Genomic DNA, 17,604 nt, shown 5'->3' on the forward strand with positions numbered 1-17,604 from the left:
GTCCGACGTCCGGCCGGGAGGCTCATGCCGTGGTCAAAGCCGCCGGCAGGACGGTACGAACGCCGTTTGCTCGCCGCGCTCCAGCGGCCAGGTCAGGGCATCGCCCCGGCACCGAGCCGCCGCGGCGGCGCAGATCATCGCGGGCGGGCTGATCGCATAAGGAATCCGGCCCGCCGACGGATAGTCATCGGCGCCGGCCTCGCCCTTCTTCACCGCGTGCAAGATGGCTCCGGAAGGCGCCACCAAGCGCGCCTCGATGAACGCGACATCCGCGGACGATTCGCGACAATCGACATGCATCCTCACCCACTTCTTGCTGTCGAGCGGCACCGCCAGTCCCTTCGGGATATCCACGGCATAGACAGGCGATCGCGTCCACGCGGCCCAACCATTCTCGTGCGGCGCCACCGAGGCGATGTCCACTTGCGGCGAGCTCTTCATGCTGGCATCGATGCTGCGCCAGTCGGGCCCGGCATCGCCGCTGGCCCTGGAACAGCCCGACGCGGCGATCAGCATCGGCATGAGAAGCCAGCCACATCCCTTCAAACGGCAATCGGGACGCAAGAACGGGAAGTAGGACATGCGGCTCTCTTCGGTTCGCGGATTGGGTCGGCCCCGGCGCCTAGGCTATACGAAGACCAACCATCCGATAGCGACCATTCCGACGAATATTCCGCCATACAGCAAAGTCGACAGAACAGCGACGATGCGCCATCGGCGGCGAAAGTGGTAGAGATCTCCACGCGATGCGGCCTGTTGGGCCGGGCTCGCGGCCTCGCGCGCGTAGGGATTGGCGCCGTCCCAGCGCATGGCATCGGCCAAGTCCGGCGGATAGGCGGGTGTGGATGCCTTGCCCTCGATCCAGGCGCCGCAACGCAAGTACCAGTACTCAAGCACTGCCGCGAAATAGAAGCGGAACGCATTGAACCGGCCTGGAACCAACCGGTGCTCGTCGTCGACCAGGCTGCTGAACAGATACCGATCCGCCCGGGCGAGCCATGCGGCCTCTCCCTGGAGGTCGGCATTGCGAACCGAGGGCAAGCGCTCGGGCGCTTCATCGAGATAGCGGCACAGGAAATCCCAAAGCTGGGCCAACTCGTCGGGGTCGCCGACCACCTCGGATATCGCGATTTGTTCGCAGATCGTGCGGCCGCCGGCGTGGAGACGACGAAGTCCTCGCCGTTCCAGTTGCCGATCACCAAGGTGCCGCCGCGCTCCTGCGCCAAGTCCACTGACACCACGCGCTTGTTCCACAGCTTCGCCGCGGCATCGGCGACCGCCGAGTACGCCACGCTGTCCATCTCGAACGCGCCGACGCGGGTGTTCGCGCCGTGCTCGTGGACGAAGCGGACTTCGGCCCCGGACGTGGTCGGACAGGTGGCAACGAGAACGCGGCCGCTGCCCGCCGCTTCGTCCAGCAATGTTTCGTCGCAGCCCCGCAGCGGATCCGCCGCGATTTGGGTTGTGGCAGGCGGCGCGGGCGCTGGAACGACTGTTCCGGGCGTCGGCGGCCACAGCGACCGCGGCCGGCTGCGCGCCCTGGACGTTCGGGCGCTAGGCGCCTTGTCGCAAACGCAAAGCAACGCGGCCGACAGTGCCGTCATGGCGAAGAAACCGGACTTGGAGCGAACCATGGCGCACTGGAAATTCAAGCCCCGCCGGCCCCGCATATCGCCGACCGATCCTTTCGCATGAGGCGCCTCACGCGATTTCCGGCACTACCCCGAACATCGCGTCGCGGACGCCCCAACGCCTTCCGCTAAGCCTCGATCACTTTTCGGGACTGAAGCTGCAGCGATAACCGCCGCCTTCCTTCGCGCAGCGAGCGCGTATCCGCTGCGACGATAGAACGATGGATATCAGTTCCTTTCGCTCGTTCATGAACGACGCCTCCAGGCCGGGCGGCACCGCGCTGTTGGCGAACTGAATCACGAACTCTCCGCCTTCGACCCGTTCCAATACCTGCGACAACGTCACCCGCGCGTCGATCCCGACGCTTTGCCCCGGCTTGAGTTCGCCGAACATGTCGTCGCCCAACTTCAGTCGGCCGGCCTCCTCGTACACGGGATAGGCCGCGACCATCGCACCCTTGCGATCATAGATGCGGAAACTGCCGCCAAGAAAATAGTCGTGCGTGGGAACGAACCATGCGAACGCGCCCTGATTGCGGACCGTGGCATGGAAATCCAGCGCGCCCTGCGCTTCCTTTACGGTCAACTCGGCCGCAAGCGGACTGCGATAACTGCGCTCGGTGTAAGCGGCGCCGCTTTTCGGCGGCATCAGCTCGGTCAATGCGGAAACGCGATCGGCATATCCAGTAGCGGCCATGACACCCTCGGCGAACGACATAAGCAGGAAAACGACGAATCCGCGACTAATCCAGGTAGGTGAAGCGATCTGCCGTTCCATGCATGCCGTCCGTCATGAAGTATGAAAAGTTATCGGCGTTCAGCAGAGCCGCGCTGGGAAACTGCTGCGCCATCTTCACGCAATGGGTGATGCCGTACGGCCCCACAGTAGCACCCGCGGCATCGGTGTAGGAGAGGTCCTTCAGGCCGCCCATATCGGCGAAATGGGAGCATTCATGCAGCACGGTGTTGACCGACCCGTCCCAATCCAGAGGCACCGCGTTATTGATCGGCGCCATGCTCTTGAGGAACGCATAGCAAAGATGGATATGTTTCGCGGCGGTATCCGGCCCATAGACGTACGCATAGGTGCGTTCGTAATCCGCCACAGAGAAACCACGCATCAGATTCTTGTTGCGCAAGCTGCTTTGGAAGGCCGCCTTGCTTTTCCTGATCACCCCGCGCACATGCGCCACCGCAGCGGTCAGGGTGGCGACATGCGGAATCGCGGTGGGCGCCCCATGGCTCATCGCCACGAGGGTACTGGCGACCAACGGCGGAGACGGTGCGGTGTAGCCGAACCACTGCAGGAACCTGGCCTGCGTGGCCGGCGTCATAGCGACGAGTTCCTTGTCGCGTTCGTCCAGCAGATTCAACGCCTCGGTAAAGGTGCGCTGGGCCAGCCGGTCGAACGCTGCGGGCTCGACATGATGGAAGGGCAGCAGGCACCGGCGCAGCTGCGCCACGAAGTACAGCGGGTTGAGGTGCCACAGCGCAGTGGCCGGGGGCAGGCCCGGAACCTGTTCCCAAAAGCACTGGGACTTCGCATGGGCGACGAACTTGGTGAATTCGGCGGCGGCGAGCGCGGGCAAACCGCTTTCGCCAGCCTGCAGCTCGGCGAAGCGTCCGGGCAGATCGCCTGAGCTCCACTCGGTGCGTTGCTTTACGGCCAGGCGCTCCGCCTGCACGGCCGTCGGCTGGGTTTTCGCGTGATCGACGTGGCCGTTCGCCTTGAGGAACTGCGACCCACGCCAGAACAGCCACGGGGTCGGCCCTTTCTTCCAGTCCACGTCGCTGTAGACCTTGAGCGCGGTGGTGCCGGGCAGCGTGGTCGTGGGCGGCGTGAACAGATAGTGGGTGGATCCCGCCGAAGTCGTCTTGGTGTTGATGTTGTAGTGCCTGCTCCACACCGGCGGCGTCGGCGGCGGCGCTGGCGCTCCGGGCGCCGGCGCGGGCGGCGGCACGCTGGAATCCCGGGAAAATTCGCCACAGGCCAGCTTGCCGGATCGCGACTTGTTGCCCGCATAGGTGTAGGTGGACGTGTTGTCGGCGAAGGCGATGTCCGCATCGTTGACGAACGTTTCGAAATGCAGCAGTTCGTCGACGAAAGAAGTGCCGACCGTCACGCCGCCCGGATAGCCGATGATGTCGCCGGCCTCGACCTTGATGTTGCACGGGACCACGGCGTTGGTCTGGATGCCTGGCTTGAAGGTCGAGGGATCGCGGTTGTAGCTGAAACCCAGCGGGTCGGTCAGAAAGTACTTCAAGGCCCCGGCGACCGTACGCGTCGCGACCATGTTCCGCGGCACCCAGTGCGAGGTCGCGCCGATCTTGAGCTGGACCATTCCGTTCTTGGAATCCTGGTACAGGCACTCCGCACCGCGCTTGCCGACCAGCGCCGGAGGATCGACCCGGTTCGAGCACAAGAACCACGGCAATCGCGCCTTCGCCTGCAGTTGGGCTTTCGGCAGCAGATTCATGTAAAGCGAGTAGAAGCGGTACTTGCCGAACAGCTTCTCGTTGGGGAAGGCGGGATCGGGCCGATAGTTGTGCTCAAGATCGTGCTTGATCAGCACGAAACTCGAAGAGAACTTGTGCACCGTCCCCGCGACCGGCTCGTAGGTTTGCCAGTCGTCGTTGAGCCGGTAAGCCACGATCCTGCCGCGTGCGACGGCCTGGACAGCGAATCCCCCGGTGGCGCCGCCGGTGGGCGTCTTGAAGTGCAGGCCGCCATGCCAGAAGTGGTTCGAGGACACCGGGAACGTCCCGGAACCCGCGGCCGCGGCATAGTTGATCATGTCCGCCTGCGTCGCCGGCGAAGCGCCGACAGCGAGATTGCGGAGCGGAAACAAAATCAGTTCCATGACTCGACATCCTTGTAGTTGATCGCCGGCTCAGCCCGAGAACCAGAACATCTTCGATCTCGTCAGGGGCTTCAGTTCCGCACTGGGCAGCTTGACCGCCGGCGATCGAGCGTTCTTGGGCCCCGTCCAATCCCGCCGACTGCTCTTGAACTCGATCGTTCCCGGCGCCCCCAGCTCGATATCGCCGCCCTCGAGCTTGAGATACGCGCCCGCCGCGGTCGCCAGCAGGCGTTTGTTCGGCGCGGCGATCTCCACGTCGGCCTGGGTGCTGGCGATCAGCACGCTGGTCTGCGCCGCCGCGCGCGCCAGTTCCTTGTGCGCGCGCAGGGTCACCGCGCCCTTGGCGGCGTGCAGGGCGATGCCGCGCTCCTGGTTGGGCTTGCCGGCCGGGGCCTGGGCGCCGAGGGTGAACAAGGCGATGCCGCCGGCCACCGCGGCCACGCTTTCGGCCTGGCTCAGCCATTGCAGGTCCTGGTCGGCGCTGAGCACGGTCTGGGTGCCGGACACCCAGACTTGGTTCTTCGCGGTCACGCTGACCACGCCCTTGGGGCTGCTCGCCAGCCACAGCGGCCGGTCCCAGCCCGGCGCGCTGCCGTCGCCGCCGCCGATGCCGTCGCCGGGCGCGGTGCCGGTCTGGGTCGCCGCCATGGTGTCCTGGGTGGTCTGCAGCGCGGTCTGGGCGGCGAGTTCCTCGGGGTCGTCCGGCAGCGTCGCCTGCTGGGTCGCGGCGGCCTTGGCCAGGCTCTGGATCAGTTGCTCGCCCTGGCCAAGCTGGGCCTGGGCGCCGGTGGCGGTCAGGTGCTGTTGGCCGGGTTCGGTGGTCAGCAGCAGGCCGGCGCCGGCGCGCAGGGCGCCGCCGGCCTGGGTGCTGAGTTCGGCGCCGAAGCCGCGCTCGGCGCCGCGCAGGTTGTCGACGCCGCCCTTGAGGTGGCCCAGCGCGAGCGCGCTCAAGTGTTGGGTGGTGTTGGCCTGGACCCGGCCCTGGCCCGGCGTGTCGTCGAGCCGCAGCTGCTGGTAGCCGCCGCTGCCGCCCTGGCTGTCGGCCAGGACCTGGCTCTTGAAGCCGGTGAACACCGAGGCGTGCTCGTTGCCGTCGAACCAGGCCGCGGCGTTGCCGGTCGCCCCGCCGGCGCCGCCGGCGACGCCGTTGTGGGCGGCATCGGCCTGGCCGCGGCCGTTGTAGACCGCGCCGATCACCACCGGGCGGTCGATGTCGCCTTCCAGGAACGCGACCACCACTTCCTGGCCCTTGCGCGGCAGCATCACCCCGCCCCAGTTGTCGCCCGCCCACGGGCCGGCGACGCGCACCCAGGTCCAGGCCTGGGCCCGGCCCGGCGCGTTGTCGTCGCCGCAGGGATGGGCCAGGCGATTGCTGGCGTCGGCGCCGCGCTGCCAGGGGAACTGGACCTTGATCCGGTGATCGCGGTCGGTCTGCAGCGGCGCGCCGTCGCTGACCACGATCGCGGTCTGGGTGCCGTGCACGGTCGGCTTGGGGTGCAGGCGCAGGCCGTGGCCGTCGCGGGTGCGGCTGCGGTAAGGCACCGCCGCCGGCAGCGCGTCGAACCGGTTGAGATAGAAACCTTCGCCGCCGGGCTTGTCGTTGCCGACGCTCGCGCCGGCCTCGCCCAGGTCGGGCGCGAAACCGTCGTGCGACGGCGTGGCCAGGCCGCTGAGCGGCTCGGGCAGCGTCGGCACCGCCAGCGTCGCCGGGCCTAGTTGCTTCTCGGCCAGGTCGAGCACGTCGGCGCCGAGGTTGTTGCGCGCGCGGTGGTGCACGCGCAGGCAGGTGAAGCGGCCGCTGTCGGCGTCCGGATAGGCGTGGTGCTGGGTCAGCACGAAGCGGCCGCCCGGCCGCAGCCGGCGCCAGCTGCCTTCGCCGCGCACGCTGTCGGCCTCGACCTGCAGCGCTTCCAGGTGCTGGCGCGCGTAGCGCTCACCGGTGGCGCGATCGGGATAGGCGTAGGGGCCGGCGATGTCCTGGTCCTGCGGCGCGACGTCGCCGTAGCCGGTGCCGAGGGCTTCGGCCGGACGCAGGTCGAGGCTGCGATAGTCCCAGCTGCCGCGCTGCAGGCGCGCGGTCTGCCAGCGCCGCGCGCTCGACCATTGCTGGACGCTGTCGCCGGGTTCGGTCACGTCCCTGCGGTGGAAGCGGATCGAACCGAGGTCGGCGAAGGCGTCGTTGTGATCGGCCAGCACCAGGGTGTGCCGGCCGAGGCTGGATTCGCCGGCGGCGGCTTCGCCGCCGGTTGCGTCCGCGCCCGGCTGCGCCTGCCCCGCCTCGTCGCTGTGTTCGACGTGGTAGTGGATGCCTTCCTCGGCCAACAGGCGGTGCAGGAAGTCGTAGTCGGATTCTTCGTATTGGGTGGTCAGGCTGCGCTTGCGGTAGACCGCCGGATCCTTGAGGTCCCAACGCCAGTCCGGCGCCAGCCGGCCCTGGTCGGCGTAGTCGGCGAACACCGATTCGACGATCTCGACCACGCTCATGTCCTGGAACACGAACGAGTCCACGCGCTGGCGCAGGAACGCGAGCCAGGGCTCGACGATCAGGCGGTAGCGGGCCAGGCCGCCGTTGCTGCCGATGCGCTCGAACGCGGTGACGTGGCCGTGGAAACTGCGCAGGTCGTCGACCGCATCGGCCGACATCAGATCCAGCCGCACCGGCTCGCCGAGCAGCGCGGCCAGGTCGAGGTGGGCGTTCACCGACAAGGCGGTGAGTTCGAAACGCAGGCCGCCGTCGTCGAGCGATTCGCGGCCGTCCAGGCTTTCGGCGACCAACGCGTCCGGGCCCAGCGACGTGTGCAGCCGCATCAGGCGTTCGTGTTGGCGGGGCGCGCTCAGCGCGCTGAGTAACGTGGTCAGGACGTCCATGGCGTTGCCTCCTGCAATCTCCTTGGGCCGTGCGTTCCCGCCGTCGCAGCCGCGCCGGCGGTGGTTCGGGAACTGCCCCTGCATGCGTTCCGGCCCGCGCGGGGCCGGATCTTCCTTTGCCTGTCGATCATAGCTCCGCCCGCAGCGGCTGTCGCGACGGGGCGGAATTGGACGTCCCGCGGCCACCTGGCGGTCTCTTTGGGGCCACCGGACGGTCCCACGCGGGCACCGCGACGGCGCAGCCGGGGCCTCCCGCCCCGGCCCCGCTGCACCCTGTGCGCCCGCTCCGGCCGCGCGATGCGTCTCGCCGGCCTGAGCGATCCAGGGCGTCCTCAGGCGATCTTGTACTTGAACTCCCCGCTCTTGGCCGCGCCGATCTTGATCCGCTCGATCTTGCCGCCTTCGGCCATGCGCGCGAGCACCGACTCGGCGATCTCCGGAAGCAGGGTCCCATTGAGGATGTGATCGACGTTGCGCGCGCCGGAATCGACCTCGGTGCAACGCTGCAGCACCGCCTCGACCAGGCTTTCGTCCCACTCGAACGCCGCCTTGTGGTTGGCCGCGACGCGGTCGCGGATGCGGCGCAGCTTCAGCGCGATGATCTGCGCCAGCACCTCGTCGGAGATCGGGTAGTACGGCACCACCTTCAGCCGCCCCAGGAACGCCGGCTTGAACGACTTCATCAGCACCGGGCGCAGCGCGTCGGCGAGTTCGTCGGCCTTGGGGATCTCCTCGGCCGGCTTGTTCAGCGCCGCCTGCATGATCTGCGCGGAGCCGACGTTCGAGGTCAGGATGATGAGGGTGTTGCGGAAGTCGATCTCGCGCCCCTCGGCGTCGTCCATCATGCCCTTGTCGAACACCTGGAAGAACATTTCCAGCACGTCCGGATGGGCTTTCTCGACTTCGTCGAGCAGCACCACGCTGTAGGGCTGGCGGCGCACCGCCTCGGTCAGCACGCCGCCCTCGCCGTAGCCGACGTAGCCCGGCGGCGAGCCCTTCAGGCCGGACACGCTGTGCGCTTCCTGGTACTCGCTCATGTTGATGGTGACCAGCTTGCGCTCGCCGCCGTAGAGGATGTCGGCCAGGGCCAGCGCGGTTTCGGTCTTGCCGACGCCGGAGGGGCCGACGAACAGGAACACGCCGCGCGGCTTGTTCGGGTCTTCGAGCCTGGCGCTGGCGGTGCGCACGCGCTGGGCCACCGCTTCGAGCGCGTGGTCCTGGCCGATCACGCGTTCGGACAGCATCGGCGCGAGGTTGCGCACGGTGCGGATCTCGTCCTTGATCATCCGGCCCAGCGGCACGCCGGTCCAGGCCGAAACGATCTCGGCGACGACGGTGCCGTCGACCTGCAACGGCACCATCGGGGTCTCGCCCTGCAGCGCGCGCAGTTGCGCGAGCAGGTCGGCGAGGCGGGCCTGCTGCGGATCGGCTTGTTTCGAATCGGCTTGCTTCGCGGCGGCTTTGGCCTTGCCCTTGCCGGGCTTGGTCTGCGGCGGAATTTCCGCCGCGGACGTCGCGGCCACGGCTGGCGCGGCGGCGGCCGCGGCTTCGAGTTCCTCGCGCAGCGCCTGGACCTGCTGCGCCAGCGCGGTCTCCTCGACCAGCCGCGCTTCGTTGTCGGCCAGCACCTTGCGAGATTGCTCCAGCTGCGCGCCGAGTTCGCCCAGGCGCTCTTCGCTGGCCGTCCCGGCCGCGGCTTCGCGCCGCAACGCGCCGAGTTCGGCTTCGAGCCGCTCGATGTGCTTGCGCGTGTCCTCGATGATCGCCGGCGTCGCGCTGCGCCCCAGCGCGACTTTGGCGCAGGCGGTGTCGAGCACGCTGACCGCCTTGTCCGGCAGCTGGCGCCCGCTGATGTAGCGGTGCGACAGCCGCACCGCCTCGGTGATGGCCTCGTCCAGCACGCGGATGCCGAAGTGCTTCTCCATCAGCGGCACCAGCCCGCGCAGCATCGCCGCGGCGATGGTCTCGCTGGGCTCCTCGACCTTGACCACCTGGAAGCGCCGCGCCAGCGCGGCGTCCTTCTCGAAGTACTTCTTGTACTCGCCCCAGGTGGTCGCGGCGATCGTGCGCAGCTCGCCGCGCGCGAGCGCCGGCTTGAGCAGGTTGGCCGCGTCGCTCTGCCCGGCCTGGCCGCCGGCGCCGATCATGGTGTGGGCCTCGTCGATGAACAGCACGATCGGATGCGGGCTCTTCTTGACCTCGTCGATGACGTTCTTGAGCCGGTTCTCGAACTCGCCCTTGACGCTGGCGCCGGCCTGCAGCAAGCCCATGTCGAGCGTGTGCAGCTCGACGCCCTGCAACACCTCGGGCACGTCCTTGGCGGCGATGCGCAGGGCCAGGCCCTCGACCACCGCGGTCTTGCCGACGCCGGCCTCGCCGGTGAGGATCGGGTTGTTCTGGCGCCGCCGCAGCAGGATGTCGACGACCTGGCGGATCTCGCCCTCGCGTCCCACCACCGGGTCCAGGTGCCCGTCGCGCGCGCGCTGGGTCAGGTTGGTGGTGAACTGGTCCAGCGCCGGCGTCTTCGACAGCCCGCCCTGGGCCGCCTCGGCCGCGGTCGCGGCGTCGCCCTGCGCGCCTTCGGCCGGCGCCTGCCCGGCATCGGCGAAGCGCACGCCTTCGGCGGCTTCCGACGAGCCCTCGGTGAGCTTGGCGAAGTTGTGCTTGAGCTCGTCGCGGTTGATCCGCACGAACTGGGCCGAACCGCGCAGCGCCAACTGCGCCAGGCCCGGCTCGGTCAGCAGCGCCAGCAGCAGATGGCCGCTGCGGATGCGCGTGGTCTGCGAATCCAGCGAGGCGATCAGCCAGGCGTGTTCGAACAGGGTCGGCAGGTGCGGCGAGAACACCGGCGTGCGGCTGTTGCCGTTCTTGAACCGGCCGATCTCGGTTTCCAGGTCGCGGCGCAGGCCGTCGAGCGAGAGCCCGCTGCGCTGCGCGATCAACGCGACGTCGCACTGCGGATGTTCGAGCAGGGCCAGCAGCAGATGCTCGATGTCGACCTCGTAGTGGCCGCGCGCCATGCACAGGTTGGCGGCGCGCTCGGCCGAGCGGCGGCAGGTGTCGTCGAGCTTTCCGATCAGGGTCTTGAGGTTGATGCTCATGCGTCGAGGGTCCGCGGTTCGTAGTGGGCGGGGGCGCAGCGGGCGACGCGGCCGCGAAGGCGGTGCGGCGACGAGGTCGGGGAAAAGCTCGGGCGGTCCATGCGGCGAAACTCCTTTGAACGCGTGTAGGGCGTTACTGCAAAGTCTGAAGGTGGTAACGGGTGTCGGCGCGATCGACCTCGGACGGCCGCGAGCACAGGTAGCTGTCCCAGCCCAGCCGCGCGCCGCCCTGCTCGTCCATGCGCACGCCCTGCACGTCCTGCGCGCGCAGCACCAGGCGCACTTCGTATTCCAGGGTCGAACCGGCCAGCAGGTTCAGCCACTTGGCCAGCGCGCGCGCAGCGCTGCCGCCGGGCAGGAAGCGCTGGAAATTCTCGCGGTCCAGCGGCCCGATCCACAGCCGCAGGCGCAGGTCGCGCTGCCAGACCCGGTCGCCCGCCAGCGCGGTCGAACCCAGCCGCGCGTTGGCCATGCCCAGGCGCGAGCGCTGCTGCTCGGGCACCGCATACCAGGCGCCGACGAACTGCTCGACCCGCAACGGCGCCTGGAAATAATCCGACAGGATGCGCTGCATGAACGTCGCCGACATCGGGTGCTGGCGGATGCCGCCGGCGTAGTGCGCGACCGCCTGGTCGAACACGTCGCCCTCGCCGTCGACCATGCGGTCGCGCAAGGCGTGCAGGCCGACGCCGGCCAGCGACAGCAGCAGCGGCAGGAAGCGTTCGCGCCGGTCGAGTTCGTACTGGAAGTGCAGGCGGTACTTCTTCCACGCCGCATAGTGCTGGGCCACCGCGCGGTTGGCGAACATGTCCAGGAACGCGCGCGCGGTGCGGTCGCGCAGGTAGATCTCGCGCTGGGCGATGGTCTCGGTGTAATGCAGCGGCATCACCCCGGCGCCGCCGAGCAGGCCGATGAAGCCCGGCACGACCCGCACCTCGGCGATGTCCTGCGCCGCCACCGCGGCCTCGATCGCCTCGGCCGTTTCCAACTCGACGCCCTGCTGGTCGCAGGCCACCGCCTGTTCGATCTCGCTGGCGGGAAAGCCCAGCGACAGCGAGTTGGCGAAGCGCAGCCGGAACGGCAGCACTTCGCGCAGGGGCACGCCCTGGCGCGCGAACAGGTGCTCGAAGATCCGCATCGCCTGGAAGAACTGGAAGCGATGCGGCTCGGCCAGGACCTGCTGGGCTACACCAGGATCGATTCGCCGCTTCGCGGTTGGCATTGGATCAGTACCTCGCCGCCGTGGCTCGACAGCAGCGTCAGCTGCGTGAAGCTGTTGGCGTGCACATACAGGCCGAAGAAGTGGTCGAGCACCTTGGCGAACGCGGCCACGCCGGTGCCGACGAAATTGTGCTCGTCGATGGTCATGCGGATCTCGACCCCGCGCACCACGCTGGTGAAATGCCGGCCCGGCATCCACGCGGTGGCGGGCTTGTGTTCGAGCCCGACGATGCCCTCGATCTGGCGCGCGGTCACCGCCGAGCGCGTGGTGTCGTACAGCCGCAGCATCTCCTTCAGCGCCGGCAGGCCGCTCTGGGTCAGGGACAGATGATTGAGGCTCAGGTGCGAGATCAGCCGCCACTGCGCGCCGCGGCCGCGCTCGAAGCGGCGCGGCTGGCTGGGCTTGCGCAACAGGCTGATCGCGCGCGCGATGCCGCCGCCTTCCATGGTCAGGTCGCCGCCCTGCACGTTGTAGGCCAGGTGGGTCGGCAGGTCGCGGTTGCTGCAGGTCAGCTCCAGGCTGACGATGTCGGTCTGCGGCAGCACCGGGTTGAAGTCCAGGTCGACGAAGGACAGCTCGGTCTCGTAACCCGGGCTCATCCGCGCGACCTGCTCGTCGCGGTGGGCGAGCCAGTACTGGCCGGTCTTGTCCGGGGTCTCGCCGTGGTGCAGCGAATAGAACGGCCGGAACTCGGTGATCTTCTCGCCCTGCGGGGTCTGCCGCACGCGCTTGACCGAGTCGATCGAATGCACTTCGAACGCGAACGCGCGGCGCGCGTCGGCGACCACCGGATAGGACGCGGTGCGGTGGGTGGTGCGGATCGGCTCGCCGTGCTGCTCGAACAGATTGACCACCGGCGCGCAGCCCAGCGCGATGTTGTCCGCGCCCAGCGCTTCCAGCACGCGCGACACCGGCGAATCCAGCGGCGCGCTCTTGACGATCAGGTGCAGGGTGAACGCGGCGCCGGCCTGGGCGCGCAGCGCCTTCAGGTCGAGGTCGAAGAAGCCGAACTTCTCCGGAAACGCGAACAGCTCGGTCAACAGGCGATAGGCCGGATGCGAGCGCTCGGGGTAGTCGATCAGCGATTCGTCCTCGCCGAAGCCGACTTCCTCGAGCGGGATCCGCGGCAGCGCGTGCCAGCGGTTGCTGCCGGTCGGCTCGATGTAGGCCGCGCGCAGGTTCATCGTCAGCGTGTCGCGCAAGGCCGCGCAGAACGAGGGCTCGCCGTCGACGAACAGGCGCAGTTTGTCGAGGCCGAGCTTGGCCAGCGAGGGCTGGTCGCCGAGCAGTTCGAACGAGATCGAAATCTGCCCGCCGCTGCCCGGCGGCAGGCTCACCGCCATCGGCGCCTCGGCGATGCTGCGAAAGCCCGCCTTGGCCACCCGGATCGGCGCCAGCACCACGTCGTAGGCGGTGCGGAACTTGCAGCTCACCCCGCGCACCTGGCGCGAATGCAGCAAGGTGCCGCGCGTAATCGTGGCCGGCGCGCTGAGCTTGGCTAGGCCCGAGCCGGCGTCGAAGCGCGCGATCGAGCACGACGGAAACGGCCGCAGGTAGTGCGGATACAGCACTTCCAGTAGCGCCTCGGTGAATTCGGGGTAGTCGTCCTCGATCTTCTTCGACACCCGCGCGCTGAGCAGCGCGAAGGACTCGATCAGGCGCTCGACATGCGGATCCTGGCTGCCGTCGGAGGACAGCAGCAGGCGACTGGCGATCTTGGGATAGCGCTCGGCGAAATCGCGCCCGTAGCGGCGCAGGAAGGCCAGTTCGCGTTCGTAGAAGGGCAGCAGGTCTTCCATCGTCCCGTTCCGTTCAGACCGCCGCGACCCGTCGCTGGCGCACGACGGAATACTGCAGGGTGTTGGGCTGCAGCATCGCGTCGAAGCTGATCGGTTCGCGCGCCGGCTGCAGGTCGAGCAGGGCGTGGATCGCGAAGCGCAGGCCGCCGGCGCTGCGCGCGTGGTTCTCCAACGCGACCCGGACGCTGTGCAGGCGCGGCTCGTGGCGGGCGATGGACTGCTCCAGCGAGCGGCAGATGGCCGCGCGGTCGAACGCGTTGGCCAGGCTCAGGGCGGAGAAGTCGCGCAGGCCGAAGGTCATCAGCGAGCGCTGGCACTGCGGGAAGGACTTGAGTTCGTCTTCGGTGAAGGCGGCGCGGCTGTTGAGCAGGCCTTCCAGGTCGCGGGCGACCGATTCCTTGTACTGGTCGACCGAGATCGACTTGAAGATGCGTCCGGCCGAGGGCGACTTGGGCTCGTCGTCGAACAACTTTTCCAGCAGGCTGGGTTCGAATCCCTTCATCTCGCGTTTCCTGTCGTCGGCCGGCGCCTGCCCTGGAGAAAGCCGCGGCCGTGCATCCATTGCATCGCTTCGGGCGAGCGGTACGGCGCGGGTCGTGCCGGGAGCGGCTGCGCGGTGGTCGCGCCGCGGCCCGGTAGCTCGCCGGTCGAGGCGGCACGATCCGGTCCCGATCCGCTCGCCGCCGGCCACACGCGCCGGCAACGCCCGTCGCTCGCCTCGCCCAGGGCCGGCTTCGAAGCCGAAGCCGCGCCTTGCGGCGGGTCCAACGTAGAACCGGCAGCGGAAACTCCGCCGCCGGCCGGTTTGCATCGTCCAAAGGCGCGGCATCCGCAAGGACGCCGCACCTCCGACAACCTCGAACCTCAGCTCGCGGTGTACTGAGGGGTGTTCTTCGACCAGCTGTACTGGAAGGTGCTGTTGCCCTTCGGGCCGCCTTCGATGCCCTGCGCGGTGTAGGTGTCCTTCATCGTCGCGATCGACAGCTGGATGTCCTCCATCAGCAGGCCGTTGCTGCCGACGTAGGTGCGCACCTTGCTGACGACGATGTTCATCGCCTCGAACACGCGGTAGTTGATCGCCTTGCCGTCCTTGCCGTCGGCGCGGCGGACGTTGACCGTCATCTTGTCGAGGGTCGAACCGTTGGCCGCGGCCTGCAGGAACGCAGTCGAGGACAGATCGGCTTCCTTGACGATGTTGATCGTGGAGATCTCCGAACGCGCGGCGGTGTGGCCGCCGGTCGAGGAGCCGGTCGCAGAGCGCGGCTGGACGACCTCGAAGTGGAAATCGAGCAGCTCGATCCAGTCCTTGTGATCGTTGTCGCGGGACTCGCCCTTGAACGGACCGATCTTGAGGAAAATGCTGGGCTTCTGCTTCAGTTCTTGGTTGCCATTAGACATAAATAGGTTCCTTATCTTCCGTGAGACAGTTGATGGTGCCGAAGGCTTTCGGCATTGGTTTGGAATAACAGCCAGGTGTGTTGCCAACTGCGGATAAGTACGGCTATTAGGGCTCCCTGCCCTTTACCACTCGCCGGGGGCGATGCTCTAACCCTTCTTGGCCCCCGCCGGAAGTTCCGCGACCAGACGCAAGGACACCGACAGCTCGTCGAGCTGGAAGTGCGGCCGCAGGAACGCCACCGCGCGGTAGACGCCGGGACGGCCCGGCACCTCCGATACCTGGATCGCCGCTTCGCGCAACGGATGCTCGGCCTTGGCGTCCTGGGTCGCGTTGTCGTCGAGCAGCACGTACTGCGCGATCCAGCGATTGAGGAAGTCCTCGACGTTGCCGGCCGAAGCGAAGCTGCCGATCTTCTCGCGCATCATCGCCTTGAGGTAATGGGCGATGCGCGACACCGCGAACATGTACTGCAACTGCGCCGAGAGCGACGCGTTGGCGTTCGCCGAGTCGGTGTTGTACTTCTTCGCCTTCTGCGACGACTGCGCGCCGAAGAAGGCGGCGTAATCGGTGTTCTTGCAATGCACCAGCGGGATGAAGCCCAGGTCGCTGAGCTCCTTCTCGCGGCGGTCGGTGATGGCGACCTCGGTCGGGCACTTCAGCGCGACCTCGCCGTCGTCGGTGCGGAAGGTGTGGGTCGGCAGGTCCTCGACCAGGCCGCCGCCTTCCACGCCGCGGATCGCCGCGCACCAGGCGTAGTCCTCGAAGGCCTTGGTCAGGCGCGCGCCGAACGCGTAGGCGGTGTTGCACCACAGGTACTTGCTGTGGTCCTGGCCGTCGACTTCCTCGACGAAGTTGAAGCCCTCCACCACCGTGCCGTCCTTGGGGTTGTACGGCAGGCGGCCGAGGAAGCGCGGCAGGGTCAGGCCGACGTAGCGGCTGTCCTCGGAGTCGCGGAACGACTTCCACTTGGCGTATTCGACGGTGTCGAACACCTTGGCCATGTCGCGCGGCTTGCCCAGGTCGGTGAAGGTCTCCAGGCCGAACATCTCCTCCGACGCGGCCGAGATGAACGGCGCGTGCGCGGCGGCGGCGACGTGCGACATCTGCTCGACGAAGTACATGTCCTCGGCCTGGCGGCCGATGTAGTAGTCGCCGAGCAGGGCGCCGAACGGCGAGCCGCCGAAGGTGCCGAACTCTTCCTCGTAGACCTTCTTGAACAGCGAGCTCTGGTCGAAGTCGATCGCCGACTTGAAGTCCTTCACCAGCTCGCGCTTGGGCGCGTTGAACACCTTGATCTTGAGCTGGGTGCCGGTGGAGGTCTGCGAGCACAGGTAGTGCAGGCCGCGCCAGGAGCTTTCCAGCTGCTGGAACTGCGGCGCGTGCATGATCGCGTTGAGCTGGTCGGAGATCAGCCGGTCCAACTCGGCCACGCGCGCGTCGAGGGTCAGGTTGAGGTTGTCGGAGACGACGACCGTGCCTTCCAGCACCTCGCGCGCGAGCTCGGAAATGATGTCCTTGGCGCGCTCGTGCTCGGCGGCGGACTTGGCGACCTTGCTCTTCTCGACGATCTGGTCGAGCAGGCCGAGTTCCTCGGTACCGGCGGCGGCGGCGCTGGCGCCGGCGGCTTGCGTAGCGTTCATGCTCACTCCTGCCCTTCCGGCTGGGCGCCGAGCTTCTTGAGTTGCTCGGTGTTGTTCAACACCTCGTTGAGCAGGTCTTCCAGCTTCTCGTTGCCGGCCAGCTTGTTGCGCAGGTCGGCGAGCTTGGTGCGCGCCTCCAGCAGCTTGCGCAGCGGATCGACCTGCTGCACCACCGCTTCGGGGCGGAAGTCTTCCATCGACTTGAAGTTCAGCTCGACGCCGAACTCGCCGCCGGCGTCGCTGATCTTGTTGGGGACGCGATAGACCGCGCGCGGCGCCATGCCTTCGAGCACTTCGTCGAAGTTGTCCATGTCGACGTTGACGAACTTACGGTCCTTGATCTTCGGCTGCGGGCCTTCCTGCTTGCCGCTGAAATCGCCGAGCACGCCGACCACGAACGGAATCTCCTTCTGTTCGATCGCGTCGCCCTTCTCGACGTCGTAGGTCAACTGGACCCGCGGCGGCCGGATCTTCTGCAGCCGCTTCTGAATGCTTTCCTTCTTGGCCATCACATCTTCTCCGTGACATGTAGCGCCCGACCGTGTTCGACTGCGCCCGCGACCTTTGCGGCCGGGTCAGTTGAACGGGTTGTCGTCCTTGGGCTGAGCGGCCGCGGGCTTGGCGGGCTTCTTGGACGGACGCGACGACGCCGGCTTGGGCTGCGGGCGCGGCGTCGGCTTGGACTCTTCGCCGAGGACGAAATCGCGGCCCATGGTGTTGCGCATGGTCGTGGCGAGATCGCGGGCTTCCTTCTGCGCGGCGTCGGACACCAGCGCACCGCTGCTCTGCAGGCGGTTCAGCGACTTCGACGCCACCCGCAGCCCGCTCACGGTGAGCACGCTGTCGGCGATCTTGTCGTTGGGATCGCGCTTGAGCGCCTCTTCGGCGGCGACGATCGCGCGGCCGTAGTTGCCGGCGTCGAACTGCAATTGCGCGCTGCGCAGCCACGGTTCCTTGCGCGTCGGATCGGCCTGGGCGGCCGCGTTGAAGCCGACCAGCGCCTGTTCCATGCGGCCGGCCGACAATTCGGCTTCGGCGTTACGGAGCAACGCGTTGTAGTCGTTGGGCGATTTCTTGGTGCCT

General features: G+C 67.8%; 14 protein-coding genes. 1 reads left to right on the forward strand and 13 read right to left on the reverse strand.

The window, feature by feature from the left end; genetic code table 11:
* Positions 1-33 precede the first annotated feature (33 nt).
* Together JHW41_RS22260 and JHW41_RS22265 are read right to left on the reverse strand one after the other, a co-directional pair.
* Positions 34-582 (reverse strand): hypothetical protein, encoded by a 549-nt coding sequence (locus JHW41_RS22260; protein ID WP_250447351.1) that lies wholly within the window; start codon positions 580-582, stop codon positions 34-36.
* Between the two features lie 45 nt (positions 583-627).
* Positions 628-1,116: a hypothetical protein gene (locus tag JHW41_RS22265; RefSeq protein WP_250447353.1), complete on the reverse strand. Its 489-nt coding sequence runs from the start codon at positions 1,114-1,116 to the stop codon at positions 628-630.
* 15 nt (positions 1,117-1,131) lie between these two features.
* On the opposite strand from JHW41_RS22265, the gene JHW41_RS22270 reads away from it, so the two are divergent.
* Positions 1,132-1,695 carry a hypothetical protein gene (locus JHW41_RS22270; RefSeq protein WP_250447356.1) on the forward strand — a complete coding sequence of 188 codons (564 nt, stop codon included), beginning with the start codon at positions 1,132-1,134 and terminating at the stop codon, positions 1,693-1,695.
* 75 nt (positions 1,696-1,770) lie between these two features.
* Here the strand turns inward: JHW41_RS22270 and JHW41_RS22275 are convergent, their stop codons facing one another.
* The 11 genes from JHW41_RS22275 to JHW41_RS22325 form a co-directional block, all read right to left on the reverse strand.
* Complete coding sequence (locus JHW41_RS22275; RefSeq protein WP_139382008.1) at positions 1,771-2,409, reverse strand: hypothetical protein; 639 nt, start codon at positions 2,407-2,409, stop codon at positions 1,771-1,773.
* The gene (locus JHW41_RS22280; protein ID WP_250447372.1) at positions 2,375-4,492 is read right to left on the reverse strand and encodes a M35 family metallo-endopeptidase; all 2,118 of its coding nucleotides are present in this window, start codon (positions 4,490-4,492) and stop codon (positions 2,375-2,377) included. The genes JHW41_RS22275 and JHW41_RS22280 overlap by 35 nt, the downstream gene beginning before the upstream one ends.
* A 30-nt stretch (positions 4,493-4,522) precedes the next feature.
* The gene (locus JHW41_RS22285) at positions 4,523-7,360 is read right to left on the reverse strand and encodes a type VI secretion system Vgr family protein (protein WP_250447374.1); all 2,838 of its coding nucleotides are present in this window, start codon (positions 7,358-7,360) and stop codon (positions 4,523-4,525) included.
* A 332-nt stretch (positions 7,361-7,692) separates the two neighbouring features.
* Positions 7,693-10,461 (reverse strand): type VI secretion system ATPase TssH, encoded by a 2,769-nt coding sequence (tssH, locus tag JHW41_RS22290; protein WP_250447377.1) that lies wholly within the window; start codon positions 10,459-10,461, stop codon positions 7,693-7,695.
* A 133-nt stretch (positions 10,462-10,594) separates the two neighbouring features.
* Positions 10,595-11,683, reverse strand: a complete 1,089-nt coding sequence (gene tssG / locus JHW41_RS22295) for a type VI secretion system baseplate subunit TssG (RefSeq protein ID WP_250447380.1) — start codon at positions 11,681-11,683, stop codon at positions 10,595-10,597.
* The gene (gene tssF / locus JHW41_RS22300; RefSeq protein WP_250447383.1) at positions 11,647-13,482 is read right to left on the reverse strand and encodes a type VI secretion system baseplate subunit TssF; all 1,836 of its coding nucleotides are present in this window, start codon (positions 13,480-13,482) and stop codon (positions 11,647-11,649) included. The genes tssG and tssF overlap by 37 nt, the downstream gene beginning before the upstream one ends.
* Positions 13,483-13,495: 13 nt before the next feature.
* A complete protein-coding gene (tssE, locus tag JHW41_RS22305; protein ID WP_057946045.1) occupies positions 13,496-13,984 on the reverse strand; it encodes a type VI secretion system baseplate subunit TssE in 489 nt (162 codons plus the stop codon).
* A 362-nt stretch (positions 13,985-14,346) separates the two neighbouring features.
* Positions 14,347-14,880 (reverse strand): Hcp family type VI secretion system effector, encoded by a 534-nt coding sequence (locus JHW41_RS22310; protein ID WP_057946044.1) that lies wholly within the window; start codon positions 14,878-14,880, stop codon positions 14,347-14,349.
* A 147-nt stretch (positions 14,881-15,027) separates the two neighbouring features.
* Positions 15,028-16,521 (reverse strand): type VI secretion system contractile sheath large subunit, encoded by a 1,494-nt coding sequence (gene tssC / locus JHW41_RS22315; RefSeq protein WP_078998026.1) that lies wholly within the window; start codon positions 16,519-16,521, stop codon positions 15,028-15,030.
* 2 nt (positions 16,522-16,523) lie between these two features.
* Positions 16,524-17,030 carry a type VI secretion system contractile sheath small subunit gene (tssB, locus tag JHW41_RS22320; protein WP_057946042.1) on the reverse strand — a complete coding sequence of 169 codons (507 nt, stop codon included), beginning with the start codon at positions 17,028-17,030 and terminating at the stop codon, positions 16,524-16,526.
* A gap of 66 nt (positions 17,031-17,096) precedes the next feature.
* Positions 17,097-17,570: a tetratricopeptide repeat protein gene (locus JHW41_RS22325; RefSeq protein WP_241833772.1), complete on the reverse strand. Its 474-nt coding sequence runs from the start codon at positions 17,568-17,570 to the stop codon at positions 17,097-17,099.
* Between the last annotated feature and the right edge of the window lie 34 nt (positions 17,571-17,604).

It is taken from the genome of Lysobacter enzymogenes (assembly GCF_023617245.1).
Taxonomy (GTDB): domain Bacteria; phylum Pseudomonadota; class Gammaproteobacteria; order Xanthomonadales; family Xanthomonadaceae; genus Lysobacter; species Lysobacter yananisis.

What these genes read in the sequence shown, in the direction of transcription:
- JHW41_RS22260 (WP_250447351.1), bottom strand. Translation starts at nt 582, where the DNA reads ATGTCCTACTTCCCGTTCTTGCGTCCCGATTGCCGTTTGAAGGGATGT.
- JHW41_RS22275 (WP_139382008.1), bottom strand. Translation starts at nt 2,409, where the DNA reads ATGGAACGGCAGATCGCTTCACCTACCTGGATTAGTCGCGGATTCGTC.
- JHW41_RS22280 (WP_250447372.1), bottom strand. Translation starts at nt 4,492, where the DNA reads ATGGAACTGATTTTGTTTCCGCTCCGCAATCTCGCTGTCGGCGCTTCG.
- JHW41_RS22285 (WP_250447374.1), bottom strand. Translation starts at nt 7,360, where the DNA reads ATGGACGTCCTGACCACGTTACTCAGCGCGCTGAGCGCGCCCCGCCAA.
- tssH (WP_250447377.1), bottom strand. Translation starts at nt 10,461, where the DNA reads ATGAGCATCAACCTCAAGACCCTGATCGGAAAGCTCGACGACACCTGC.
- tssG (WP_250447380.1), bottom strand. Translation starts at nt 11,683, where the DNA reads ATGCCAACCGCGAAGCGGCGAATCGATCCTGGTGTAGCCCAGCAGGTC.
- tssF (WP_250447383.1), bottom strand. Translation starts at nt 13,482, where the DNA reads ATGGAAGACCTGCTGCCCTTCTACGAACGCGAACTGGCCTTCCTGCGC.
- tssE (WP_057946045.1), bottom strand. Translation starts at nt 13,984, where the DNA reads ATGAAGGGATTCGAACCCAGCCTGCTGGAAAAGTTGTTCGACGACGAG.
- JHW41_RS22310 (WP_057946044.1), bottom strand. Translation starts at nt 14,880, where the DNA reads ATGTCTAATGGCAACCAAGAACTGAAGCAGAAGCCCAGCATTTTCCTC.
- tssC (WP_078998026.1), bottom strand. Translation starts at nt 16,521, where the DNA reads ATGAACGCTACGCAAGCCGCCGGCGCCAGCGCCGCCGCCGCCGGTACC.
- tssB (WP_057946042.1), bottom strand. Translation starts at nt 17,030, where the DNA reads ATGGCCAAGAAGGAAAGCATTCAGAAGCGGCTGCAGAAGATCCGGCCG.